This is a genomic window from Sorangium sp. So ce1335 (genome assembly GCF_051521615.1).
Lineage (GTDB): Bacteria > Myxococcota_A > Polyangia > Polyangiales > Polyangiaceae > Sorangium.
Genome location: NZ_CP150363.1, coordinates 6,429,482 through 6,440,760 on the forward strand (window position 1 = coordinate 6,429,482; position 11,279 = coordinate 6,440,760).

Here is an 11,279-nt window from a genome sequence, read left to right on the forward strand (position 1 = left end):
TCTACCCAGGGCCGCGCCCGAAGCGAAGCGAGTTGCCAACCTGCGCGCAACCCCGCCGCAGTAAGGTCCCCCGCAGAGACATCACTCCGGGAGAGAGCACCCATGAGAAAAGGCAGGGGTCATTGGTGGACGGAAGCGCCCGGCAGCTCCGGAAGAGCGCGCGCCGCTTCGTCCGGAAGAGCGCGCGCCGCGTCGTTCGCGCTCACGGTCGCGGTCGCGTCGGGCTGCGGCGGCGTGTGCGACGAGGCGGCGGAGCACATGGAAGAGTGCGGCTACCAGGGCGGCGGCACGTCCAGCGAGGCGTCGTGCGAGGGCGACGTGCGGTGCGCGTCGGAGTGCGCCGCGGAGGTGCCGTGCGGCGCGTTCGACGGGACGGACGCGGCCGCGTTCGAGCTGTACATGCGGTGCCTCCAGGCGTGCTGAGCCGGCGCGGCGCTCAGCAGGCGACCCGGACGAGCGCGACGCCGTCCGCCGGCCGCTCGTCGTCGGGGCCGAGGCACCGGAGCGACAGCTCCTTCCAGGCGGCCAGCCCCTCGACCCCGAGCGCCTCGAGCCGCACGAGGACGTCCTCGAGCACGCGCCCGTATCCGTAGATGTCGTCGCGCGGGTCGCTCGGCCGGCCGGCGAGCCGCTCGGGGGAGACGTAGCCCGGGCTGCCGCCGGCCGACGGCGCGCCGCGGGGCCTGGCCAGCCCGAAGTCGGTGAGCACGGGCTCGCCGAGGTTGCGCAGCAGCACGTTGGCCGGCTTGACGTCGGCGTGGACGTAGCCGCGCTCGTGGATGCGGGCGAGCGCGCGCGCGAGCGGGCGCGCCCACCGCGCGACGGGCGCGAGCGCCGCCGCGTCGCCGGCGCGGAGCACGTCCCGGACCGAGCCGCGCGCTACCCACTCGAGCGCGATCCACCCCTCGTCCGGGTCCGCGTCGAACACCCGCACGACGCCGGGGCCCGCGAGCGCCGCGGCCAGCCGCGCCTCGCGGGTGACGTGCGCCCGGTCGCCGCCGCGGCCGTGGTAGACCTTGAACCCGACGCGCCGGCCGAGCACCTCGTCCTCGGCCTCGTAGACGGCGCCCGCGCCGCCGCGCGCGACCTCGCGGAGCAGGCGGAACGGGGTCCTGGCGGCCGAGGGCGCGACGACCGTCACGTCCTCCACCCGCGCCGCCGGGGGTCGCTCCGCGCCGAGCGCCGCGCGCCAGCGCTGGTGGCGCTCGCGCGCGCCGGGCGCGCCGATCTCCCGGACGAGCACGCGCTCGATCGCGCCGATCGCGCGCGGGAGCTGCCCGAGCGACGCGTACAGGTCGGCCGCGAGGACGAGCCCCTCGGTCGAGGACACCGGCTGCGCGCGCGACGCGCCGCCGCGCTCCCGCGGCGGCGCCGCGCCCTCGAGGACGGAGAGCGCGCCCTGCTCGTCGCCCCGGGCCGCGAGGAGATCGGCGCACGCCACCCGCACCGGATCCGGGAGCACCCGCTCTTCCATGGCCGCGACGAGGTGCGCCACCGCCTCGGCCTCCCGCAGCGTGCCGCGCGCGCGCCGGAGGACCGCGATGACCTCGTCCGTCGACGGGCCGTCCCGCGCGCCGGCGCTCCTCAGGCGCGCGATCTCGTCGACGCCCTCTTTGTGCGGCGGATTGCGCGTCTTCTGCGTCGGATTGCGCGCCGGGCGCGCCTCGGCGCGCGGGGGCGCCGACCGCCGGGCCCCGCGCGCCGGATCGGCGCGCTCGCCGTCGTCCGGCGCGCCCGGCGCGGCGCCGACGTCGGCGTCCGCCGGCGCGCCGCCGGGTGTGGCGACGCCGAGCCGCTCCTTGAGCCGCTGCCACAGGCTCACGCCGGCCCGCCCTCCGCGCCCTCGCGCCGCGCCGCGGCCGCCTGGCCAGCGGCGGGGATCCGGAAGACCGGCGTCCCGCCGCGCGACGCGGCGATCGCGTCGCCGGCGCAGAGCTCGACCGACGGGGCGAGCTGGTAGTCGCCGAGGAACGGCGGCGGCGCCCCCGGCGGCGTCTTCAGCGCGACGAACGCCGAGGCGCCGGCCCGCTCGAGGCGGAGCCGCCACGGACCGACGGGAAGATCGCCGAGCGGCACGGCGTAGCGCTCGCCCGCGAGCTCCACGACGCAGCCCTGCCCCGTCCCCGGCGCGATCGCGCACGGCACCTCGCCGCCGAGCAGGATCTGCACCCCGCGGCCCACCGGCAGCGGCCCGGTGAGCCGCGCGCCGGCGAGCGTCGTGCCGTTGCGCGTCCCGAGATCCTCGACCTCGATGCCGGACGGGCCGCGCCGGATCCGCGCGTGCGTCCTGCTGACAGCGCGGGACGCGACGACGAGGGTCGCCTCGCCGCGGCCGATCGTGACCTCGTCGCCGAGCGCGCAGCGCTGGAGGGCGCCGCCGAGCTCGATCGTGACGAGCGGCCCCATGAGCAGCCGTACGCGGATCGCCCGCAGCGCGTCCGCCACCCGCTCGCCGTCGCGGCCGCCCCCGAGCCACGCCTCGGCCACCTCGATCGCCTCGCGGCGCTCCGCCACCCGGTCGAGATCCGCGATCTTCCGCAGCGCCGCGGCGAGCTCGCGCTGGTCCCGCTCGGCGGTCATCGAGGCGCGGAGCCGCTCCTCGAGCCGGTCGATCGCCCCCGCCGCGGCGAGGACGCGCGTCTCCGACTCGGTGTCGCCGACCAGGGCGTACGCGTCCGCCGCGCGCTCGAGCTCGCCCGCCGCCTCGAGCTCGCGCGCGACCGCGAGCACCTCGCTCCGCATCGCGCTCGCGCCCCGCGCGCGGACCAGGTCGAAGGCGAGCAGCGCCTTGCGCCCGAGCGCCGCCCGCCGGAGCTCGGGGCTCTCGGCCGTCCGGGAGGCCGTGGCGCAGAAGGCGATCCGCTTCTCGACGCTCCGCTCGGCGTCGGCGCGGAGGAGGAGGACCCGGGCCGCGTCGTCCGGCATCCCGGCCTCGACGTACAGCTCCACTGCCCCCGCGAGGTCGCCGGCGAGCTCCCTGGCCTCTGCCGCCCTGCGTCGGCTGTCCCCCCGCTTGAGCCCGAACCACTCAAAGAGACTCACGCCACGCCATCCTCGCCATCCGACATCCTACCCTTGATGCGCGCCGGCCCCAACCGCCAGCGTTGACTCTCCTCCTCGCCGCCCGCAGGATTTGCGGCCTCGATGTCGACAACCAACCGCCTCGGCGAGCTGCTCGTCCGCGAAAAGCTCATCAGCCTCCAGCAGCTCAGGCAAGCCCAAGAAGAGCAGCGCAAGACAGGCCAGAACCTCGGCTACGCGCTCGCCAAGCTCGGGTACATCTCCGACGGAGAGATCACGAGCTTCCTCTCGACGCAGTACCGCGTCCCGGCCGTCGCCCTCGACGAGTACGAGATCGACGCGGAGGTCTCGCGCCTCGTCTCGCGCGAGGTCTGCGAGAAGCACAAGATCATCCCGATCTCGCGCTCGGGCACGGCGCTCGTCGTCGCGATGGCCGACCCGACGAACCTCCACGCCATCGACGACATCAAGTTCCTCACGGGCTTCAACGTCGAGCCCGTCGTCGCCTCCGAGACGGGCATCACGGAGGCGATCGAGCGCGCCTACAACGTCGGGCCCTCGTACGACGAGGTGCTCAGCGAGTTCGGCGAGGAGGAGGTCGGCTTCCAGGTCGAGGCCGACGACGTGAACGTCCTCGAGCTGGAGAAGGCGGCCGAAGGCGCGCCCGTGGTCCGGCTCGTCAACGCGATCCTCCTGAACGCCATCAAGAAGGGCGCGAGCGACATCCACGTCGAGCCGTACGAGAAGAAGCTCCGCGTGCGGTACCGCATCGACGGCGTGCTGATGGAGGAGATGCAGCCGCCGATCAAGCTGAAGAACGCGATCGCGAGCCGCCTCAAGATCATGAGCTCGCTCGACATCGCCGAGCGGCGGCTCCCCCAGGACGGCCGCATCAAGCTGAAGATGGGCAGGGGCCGGGAGATGGACTTCCGCGTCTCCGTGCTCCCGACGATCTGGGGCGAGAAGATCGTCCTCCGCCTGCTCGACAAGTCGAACCTCCAGCTCGACATGGCGAAGCTCGGCTTCGATCCGAAGCCGCTCGCGGACTTCAAGTGGGCGATCGGCCAGCCGTGGGGCATGGTCCTCGTCACCGGCCCGACCGGCTCCGGCAAGACGACGACGCTCTACTCGGCGCTCTCTGAGCTCAACCAGACCGGCTCGAACATCAGCACCGCCGAGGATCCCGTCGAGTACAACCTGCACGGCATCAACCAGGTGCAGATGCACGACGAGATCGGGCTGAACTTCGCGATGTCGCTCAGGTCCTTCCTCCGGCAGGACCCGGACATCATCATGGTCGGCGAGATCCGCGACTTCGAGACGGCCGAGATCGCCGTCAAGGCGGCGCTCACCGGCCACCTCGTGCTCTCGACGCTGCACACGAACGACGCGCCGTCGACGATCTCGCGCCTCCTCAACATGGGCGTCGAGCCGTTCCTCATCACCGCCAGCGTGAACCTCGTGCTCGCCCAGCGCCTCGCGCGCAAGATCTGCCCCGACTGCCGCGTCCCGCTGCGCATGGACCCGAAGGTGCTCCTCGACTTCGGCTTCACCGAGCAGCAGGTGGCGCGCGCGGAGCTCGTGCGCGGCGCGGGCTGCAAGACGTGCAACGGCTCGGGCTACAAGGGCCGCGTCGCGCTCTACGAGGTCATGCGCTTCACCGACGCGCTGAAGGAGATGGTCCTCCAGGGCGCGTCCACGGCCGAGCTCAAGGCCGCGGCGATCAAGGGCGGGATGCTGACCCTCCGGATGAGCGGCATCGAGAAGGTGCTCGCGGGCGTCACGACGACCGAGGAGGTCGGCCGCGTGACGATGGGGGACTGAGCGCATGACGACCGAGCTCGTCGGGCAGCCGGAGGGCCTCCGGTACACGCTCCAGCAGCTCCTCCGCGCGATGGTGGAGAAGGGCGCGAGCGACATGCACATCACGAGCGGCACGCCGCCGCTCCTGCGCATCGACGGCACGGTGGTGCCGCTCAAGCTCCCGCCGCTCATGCCGGCCGACACGAGGCAGCTCTGCTACTCGGTGCTGAGCGAGGAGCAGGTGGCGCAGTTCGAGCAGCGCAACGAGCTCGATCTGTCGTTCGGCATGAAGGGGCTCGCCCGCTTCCGCGCGAACATCTACATGCAGCGCGGCGCCGTGGCGGCCGCCTTCCGGCAGATCCCCTTCCGGATCATGAACTTCGACGAGCTCGGCCTGCCGCCGGTCGTGCTCGACATCGCCTCCAAGCCGCGCGGCCTCGTGCTCGTGACCGGCCCGACCGGCTCCGGCAAGACGACGACGCTCGCGAGCATCATCGACAAGATCAACGCCGAGCAGCGGCTCCACATCCTCACGATCGAGGACCCGATCGAGTACCTGCACCCGCACAAGCTCTCGCTGGTGAACCAGCGCGAGATCGGCTCCGACACGGCGTCGTTCAAGGACGCCCTGCGCTACGCGCTGCGCCAGGATCCGGACGTGGTGCTCGTCGGCGAGATGCGCGACCTCGAGACCGTCGAGGCGGCGCTGACGATCGCCGAGACCGGCCACCTCGTGTTCGCCACGCTCCACACGAACTCGGCGATCTCGACGATCAACCGCATCATCGACGTCTTCCCGCCGCACCAGCAGTCGCAGGTGCGCCAGCAGCTCTCGTTCACGCTCGTCGCCGTGATGACGCAGCTCCTCCTGCCCCGCGCGAACGGCCCGGGGCGCGTCATGGCGATGGAGGTCATGATCCCGAACGCGGCGATCCGGAACCTCATCCGCGAGGACAAGCTCCACCAGATCTACTCGCAGATGCAGATGGGTCAGGCCGGCAGCGGGATGCAGACGATGGCCCAGTCGCTCGTGTCGCTCTACCAGCGACGGATGATCACGCTGGAGGAGATGTTCGCCGCCGCCGCGGACGGAGACGAGATCCGGGCGATGCTCGAGCCCCGCCAGGCGATGAGCTCGCGGAGCAACCTCGCGAAGCAGCCCTGATCGGGTCCCCTGCCCTTCGGTTCACCCTGCACGCTCGACCCGCCCCGTGGCGCGTCGGTAAGCCAGCGCGCTCGGCGGCGCGTCGGTGAGCCCCCGCGCCCCCGCCCTGAAAACCTCAGGGAAATCGGGCCTGTGGAGAGGCGCGCCCACACTTTTTTGACATCTACCCAACCGTTCAGTAGGTTCCGCCCGATGCAGGGGCTCACCGAGCGACAACAGCAGGTGCTTCACTATATCCGGCAGTCGATCAGCGAGCGCGGGTACCCGCCGACGCTGCGCGAGATCGGCGCGCATATGGGGATCCGCTCGACGAACGGGGTGAACGATCACCTCCGGGCGCTCGAGCGCAAGGGCTACCTCACGCGCGAGGACATGAAGTCGCGCGCCCTCCGCCCGCGCGACCTGGACGGCGGCGGCGCGAACGGCGGTGCCGAGCTCCGCGGCGCGCTCGTGGGCGGCGGCAACGACGCCCCCGCGAACGACCAGGAGGACGACCTCGTCGAGATCGCGGTCGTCGGGCGGATCGCCGCGGGCCTGCCGATCCTCGCCGAGGAGCACGTGCTCGATACGGTCCGCATCGAGCGGACGCTCGTGCGCGGCGGGCGCGAGGTGTTCGGCCTGCGCGTCACGGGCGACTCGATGATCGAGGCGGGCATCTTCAGCGGCGACTACATCTTCGTGCGCCGGCAGCTCACCGCGCAGCGCGGCGACATCGTGGTGGCGCTGATCGGCGACGAGGCGACCGTGAAGTACTTCTTCCCCGAGAAGGACTACGTGCGCTTCCAGCCCGCGAACGCGGCCATGGCGCCCATCCTGGTGAGGGCGAGCGACTTCAAGCCGGCGATGCTGCTCGGCGTGGTCGTCGGCGTCTACCGGAAGCTCTGACCTCCGTCCAACCTCCGCTCCCCTTTCCCGAGCCGGTTGACGCGCGCCGAGCGCCCTTGGTAGCGTCGCGACGACCGGGCAGACGGTCCAAGGGGCCCGCTCCAGAAAGAACGCGATCGTGACGACGCACGGGCGGCGATTCGGGACATGGATTTCAGGCGCGGGCATGGTGCTCGCGGCGGCTCTCACGAGCGGCTGCGGCGGCGCCATCTACGCATTCACCGCGAACTCGGCCTCGAGCAAGCTCGAGACGGCGGAGGCGCTCGGCGCGGCGAAGTACGCGCCGTACGAGTACTACACCGCGCGAGAGCACCTCTGGAAGGCGCGCGAGGAGGCCGCGGCCGCCGACTACGGCGACGCGATCGACTTCGCCGACGTCGCGGAGGAGTACGCGGACAAGGCGATCACCCTGGCGAAGCAGGCGCACGAGGGCGCGGGCCGATGAGCATCCGAAGGACGCGCCGTTTCTCGCGTCGCGCCGGCGTCGTCGCCGTCGTGGCGTTCGCGGGGTCCGCCCTCTCCTGCGCGCAGGTGCCGGTGATGCGCGGCGACATCGAGGCGCTGAGCTCGATCGCGAAGCAGGCGGAGCGCAACGGCGCGCTCCGCTGCGCGCCGCGCGAGCTGGCGATGGCGAAGTCGCACCTGTCGTTCGCCACGGTCGAGCTCGAGCAGGGGTTCTTCGCCCGCGCGAAGGAGCACCTCGACATCGCCAAGGCGAACACGCACGCCGCGTACGACCTGTCGCCGCCGCAGAAGTGCGCCGAGCGCGGGTTCATCGAGGAGGCGCCGCCGCCGAAGCCCGGCGACTGCGACGGCGACGGGCTGCTCGATCCGCAGGACAAGAAGTGCCCCTGCGACGCCGAGACGTGGAACGGCTTCCAGGACGACGACGGCTGCCCGGACGATCCGGACACGGACGGCGACGGCCTCACGGACAGCAAGGACAGCTGCGTGCTGCTGCCCGAGGACAAGGACGGCTACCTCGACGAGGACGGCTGCCCCGAGCTCGACAACGATCTCGATACGGTCGCCGACCTGAACGACAAGGACAGCACGGGCAAGAACTGCGCGAACGATCCGGAGGATCCGGACGGCTACGAGGACGCCGACGGCTGCCCGGAGCCGGACAACGATCAGGACACCGTGGTCGATCTCGAGGACCAGTGCCCGAACGAGCCGGGCGTGGTCGGCGGCGACAAGCCTGGCTGCCCGAAGAAGCCGAGCCTCGTCATCGTCACCGAGAAGGAGATCAAGATCACGCAGCAGATCCACTTCGAGTTCGACAAGGACAAGATCCGGCCCGAGAGCTTCCCGATCCTCGACGCCGTGGTGGAGGTCCTCCAGCAGAACCCGAAGATCAAGATCGAGATCCAGGGGCATACGGACAACAAGGGTGCCGCGGCGTACAACAAGAAGCTCTCGGATCGGCGCGCCGCCTCGGTGAAGAAGTACCTGGTGGCCAAGGGGATCGACGAGTCCCGGCTGACGTCGGTGGGCTACGGGATGGAGCGGCCGATCGTGCCGAACACGTCCGATCAGAACCGCGCCCTGAACCGGCGCGTGCAGTTCGTCCGCACGGAGGCGGCCCCGCCGCCCTCGCAGTAGTCAAGCACCAGCGAACACGCCATCCGGGCGTACGTCGGTACGCCCGGCCTCGACCGCGCAGTCCTGGAGTCGCCCGCGGCTCCGCTCCTGAAAGCAAGCGCCCATCCCCGGCACTTCCTGGAGGTATGAACCCGTGCTGTTTCGCCGTTCACGCCGCGCTCGCCTCGCCTTCGCTCTGACCTCGCTGCTCGTCCTCGGCGCGCCGGCTGCGGCCAGCGCCGCCGGTGAGAGGGACGCGGAGGCGATGAAGCTGCACAACCAGGCGATGGACGAGGATTACCTCTCGGTCGAGTTCGACAAGGCGGAGAAGAAGCTCAGAGACGCCCTGAAGCGGTGCGAGAAGAACGCGTGCACGCGGCCGGTGATCGGCAAGCTCCACATCGCGCTCGGCACGGTCTACGGCGGCGGCGGCAAGCTCGATCAGGCGAGGGCGGAGTTCGTGCTGGCGCTCCGGGCCGATCCGAAGGCGGCGCTCATCGACGCGTTGACGACGACCGAGCTGGCCCAGGCCTTCAAGGAGGCCCAGAAGGATGTGCAGTCCGGCGCCGGGAAGGGCGCGGGCGAGACCTCGGGCGAGGGCGGGAAGCCGGCGAAGCAGGCCGCTGGCGACGTCCCGCACACGCCGGTGGCCGAGCAGGCGGTGAACACGCCGGTGCCGGTCTTTGTCGAGGTCCCGGAGGAGATCGACGCGGCCAAGGCGACGCTGCGGTACAGGCCGTTCGGCTCGCCGAAGTGGAAGTCGCTGGAGATGCCGCGCCTCGGGGACGGCTTCGGGGCCGAGATCCCGTGCGAGGATGTCACGACGACCGGCGACGTCCGGTATTTCGTGATCTTGCGGGACGAGGCGGGCGATCCTGTGGGCACGGCCGGCTCGATGCAGGCGCCGCACCGGGTGCCGATCAAGAACGAGATCGAGACCGAGCCCTCGCTCCCCGGCCAGGATCCGCCGCAGCGCTGCGCCGCGAAGGAGGACTGCCCGCCCGGTTTGCCGGGCTGCCCCGAGGCCGGCGGCGAGCGCGGGGACAAGGGCTGGGGCGCGACCTGCGAGGAGACGGTGGAGTGCAAGTCGGGGCTTGTCTGCCTGAACGGGACCTGCGAGCAGGGGGAAGAGGAGGGCGGAGGGGCCGCGGAGGGCAAGGGCAACCGGAACGTGTTCGGCCTCTGGGGGCAGCTCGACCTGCTCCTCGTGCGCGGTACGGATTACGTCTGCTCGGGCGGCGATTCCGCGTACGCCTGCTTCTATCCCGGCACCGACGGCCAGCAGTTCTACGGTGAGCCGGCCGATCTTCCCGGAACGAACGGGGTCAAGGGTGGCCTGAGCCCTGCCGGGGTGCGCGTGATGCTGTCGTACGACCGGCAGTTCTTCGCGAATCTCCCGCTGCTCGTGGGCGCGCGGCTCGGTTTCTCGTTCGGCGGGTCGCCGTCGTCGGAGGCGCCGGAGACGGAGTGGAGGGACGCGCGGGGCACGCCGTTGCCCCGGGAGAGCCAGCACAGTCATTACCGGGCGCTCCCCTTCATGCCGTTCCACGGGGAGATCCGCGCCACGTACTTCTTCCTGGGAGATCGGATTGTCGAGAAGGGTGGGTTCCGCCCGTATGCGTTCGTGTCGCCCATCGGCTACGCCCAGGTGAACGCCTCGGTGCCTGTCGACGTGTGCGATCGCCGTGACGAGCAGGGAAGGCCGCAGGGCGGCAACGGCAGCAACAGGTGCCCGTCGGGCTCACGTTTCGTCGAGGACCTCGACGCCTTCCAGATCACCGGTCGCAATTTCTCGGGCGTCGGCGCCGGTGTGGTCTACGGCATCACGCCGAACCTGGGTGTATCCGCCGAGGTGAAGGTCATGCTGATGTGGCCGACGCTCGGCCTCGTCTTCGCCCCGACGATCGGCCCCGTCTTCGCCCTCTAGCGCCCCCCGGCGTGCCCCAGCACGCCCGTCCCCGCCCCATCCTCCCCCGCCTCTCCTTGGTCGGCAGCGCGAGGGGCGCCCACACAGGAGACGGGCCCATCTCGACGTTTTCGGCGCGCAGGCGTACTCCCGTACGCCCGTCCCCGCCTCCCCCATCCGCCCCCCTACTCCCCGCCTCTCCTCTTGGTCGGCAGCGCGAGGGGCGCCCGCACAGGAGACGGGCCCAGATCGGCGTTTTCGGCGCGCAGGCGTACTCCCGTACGCCGAGCACCGAAAACGTCGAGATGGGCCCGTATCCGAAGCGGGCGCCCCTCGCGCTAGAGGTCGAAGCGTTCGGTGCCGAGCAACTGGTAGAGCGCGTAGAGCGCGCCGGCGTCGTGATGCTCGAACCGGACGCCCGCGCGCGCCGGCCGGCCCGCCGCGCCGCGGCGGATCCAGGCGATGCGGCCGCGGAGGCTCAGCGGATCCCACAGGTTCGGCGTGGCGACCTCGAGCGTCACCGGCGCCTCGGGATCGAGGAGCTCCGACGCGAGCTGGGCCTCCGAGAGCTCGATCCCGGCGCCGCCAAGACCGAGATCGCGGATGCGCACCCCGTGCTCCTCGATCGACTGCCGATCGCGCAGCGTCGCCCCAAGATCGACGCGTCGCCTCGCGTGAGCGCGAAAGTGGTCCCGGACAGCCATCTCGGCGCATTCTCCAGTCGGCGCGAACATATCACGAGAAGCGCGCGAGGAAGCTCGTGTCGCCGAGCCTGCATCGCAGCGGCGCGGGCGCGAGCACACGCGCACGAACAGCGTGCTCGCCCGGTGAAGCCCATGGCCGCGGTCGGTAAAGCGTCCGTCACGTGTTAGCCTTTGGGCTTCGCGGCGAACCTTGGGTAACATGCGGACCACA

The 11,279-nt window shown here is 71.5% G+C and carries 10 protein-coding genes; 7 read left to right on the top strand and 3 right to left on the bottom strand.

Features of this window, described 5'->3' with window-relative positions:
- The first annotated feature begins 102 nt into the window (after positions 1-102).
- On the top strand, positions 103-423 hold the full coding sequence (locus WMF24_RS23725; protein WP_437738715.1) for a hypothetical protein: 321 nt from the start codon (positions 103-105) through the stop codon (positions 421-423).
- A 13-nt stretch (positions 424-436) separates the two neighbouring features.
- Here WMF24_RS23725 and WMF24_RS23730 read toward each other — a convergent pair whose 3' ends face one another.
- A complete protein-coding gene (locus WMF24_RS23730) occupies positions 437-1,822 on the bottom strand; it encodes a serine/threonine-protein kinase (RefSeq protein WP_437738716.1) in 1,386 nt (461 codons plus the stop codon).
- Positions 1,819-3,042 (bottom strand): FHA domain-containing protein, encoded by a 1,224-nt coding sequence (locus tag WMF24_RS23735; protein WP_437738717.1) that lies wholly within the window; start codon positions 3,040-3,042, stop codon positions 1,819-1,821. Before WMF24_RS23735 ends, WMF24_RS23730 begins: the two co-directional genes overlap by 4 nt.
- 102 nt (positions 3,043-3,144) lie before the next feature.
- Between WMF24_RS23735 and pilB the strand changes: the two genes are divergently transcribed.
- The 6 genes from pilB (at position 3,145) to WMF24_RS23765 (ending at position 10,385) form a co-directional block, all read left to right on the top strand.
- On the top strand, positions 3,145-4,845 hold the full coding sequence (pilB, locus tag WMF24_RS23740; protein WP_437738718.1) for a type IV-A pilus assembly ATPase PilB: 1,701 nt from the start codon (positions 3,145-3,147) through the stop codon (positions 4,843-4,845).
- Positions 4,846-4,849: 4 nt separating this feature from the next.
- Entirely contained in the window at positions 4,850-5,989 is a 1,140-nt protein-coding gene (locus WMF24_RS23745; RefSeq protein WP_437738719.1) for a type IV pilus twitching motility protein PilT, read from the top strand.
- Positions 5,990-6,181: 192 nt separating this feature from the next.
- Complete coding sequence (gene lexA, locus WMF24_RS23750) at positions 6,182-6,874, top strand: transcriptional repressor LexA (RefSeq protein ID WP_437738720.1); 693 nt, start codon at positions 6,182-6,184, stop codon at positions 6,872-6,874.
- Between the two features lie 118 nt (positions 6,875-6,992).
- A complete protein-coding gene (locus WMF24_RS23755; protein ID WP_437738721.1) occupies positions 6,993-7,319 on the top strand; it encodes a DUF4398 domain-containing protein in 327 nt (108 codons plus the stop codon).
- Positions 7,316-8,479 (top strand): OmpA family protein, encoded by a 1,164-nt coding sequence (locus WMF24_RS23760; protein WP_437738722.1) that lies wholly within the window; start codon positions 7,316-7,318, stop codon positions 8,477-8,479. Before WMF24_RS23755 ends, WMF24_RS23760 begins: the two co-directional genes overlap by 4 nt.
- A 133-nt stretch (positions 8,480-8,612) precedes the next feature.
- Positions 8,613-10,385 carry a tetratricopeptide repeat protein gene (locus WMF24_RS23765; protein WP_437738723.1) on the top strand — a complete coding sequence of 591 codons (1,773 nt, stop codon included), beginning with the start codon at positions 8,613-8,615 and terminating at the stop codon, positions 10,383-10,385.
- A 317-nt stretch (positions 10,386-10,702) separates the two neighbouring features.
- Here WMF24_RS23765 and WMF24_RS23770 read toward each other — a convergent pair whose 3' ends face one another.
- On the bottom strand, positions 10,703-11,068 hold the full coding sequence (locus WMF24_RS23770; protein ID WP_437738724.1) for a PilZ domain-containing protein: 366 nt from the start codon (positions 11,066-11,068) through the stop codon (positions 10,703-10,705).
- Positions 11,069-11,279: the final 211 nt, after the last annotated feature.

What these genes read in the sequence shown, in the direction of transcription:
- WMF24_RS23725 (WP_437738715.1), top strand. Translation starts at nt 103, where the DNA reads ATGAGAAAAGGCAGGGGTCATTGGTGGACGGAAGCGCCCGGCAGCTCC.
- pilB (WP_437738718.1), top strand. Translation starts at nt 3,145, where the DNA reads ATGTCGACAACCAACCGCCTCGGCGAGCTGCTCGTCCGCGAAAAGCTC.
- WMF24_RS23745 (WP_437738719.1), top strand. Translation starts at nt 4,850, where the DNA reads ATGACGACCGAGCTCGTCGGGCAGCCGGAGGGCCTCCGGTACACGCTC.
- lexA (WP_437738720.1), top strand. Translation starts at nt 6,182, where the DNA reads ATGCAGGGGCTCACCGAGCGACAACAGCAGGTGCTTCACTATATCCGG.
- WMF24_RS23760 (WP_437738722.1), top strand. Translation starts at nt 7,316, where the DNA reads ATGAGCATCCGAAGGACGCGCCGTTTCTCGCGTCGCGCCGGCGTCGTC.
- WMF24_RS23770 (WP_437738724.1), bottom strand. Translation starts at nt 11,068, where the DNA reads ATGGCTGTCCGGGACCACTTTCGCGCTCACGCGAGGCGACGCGTCGAT.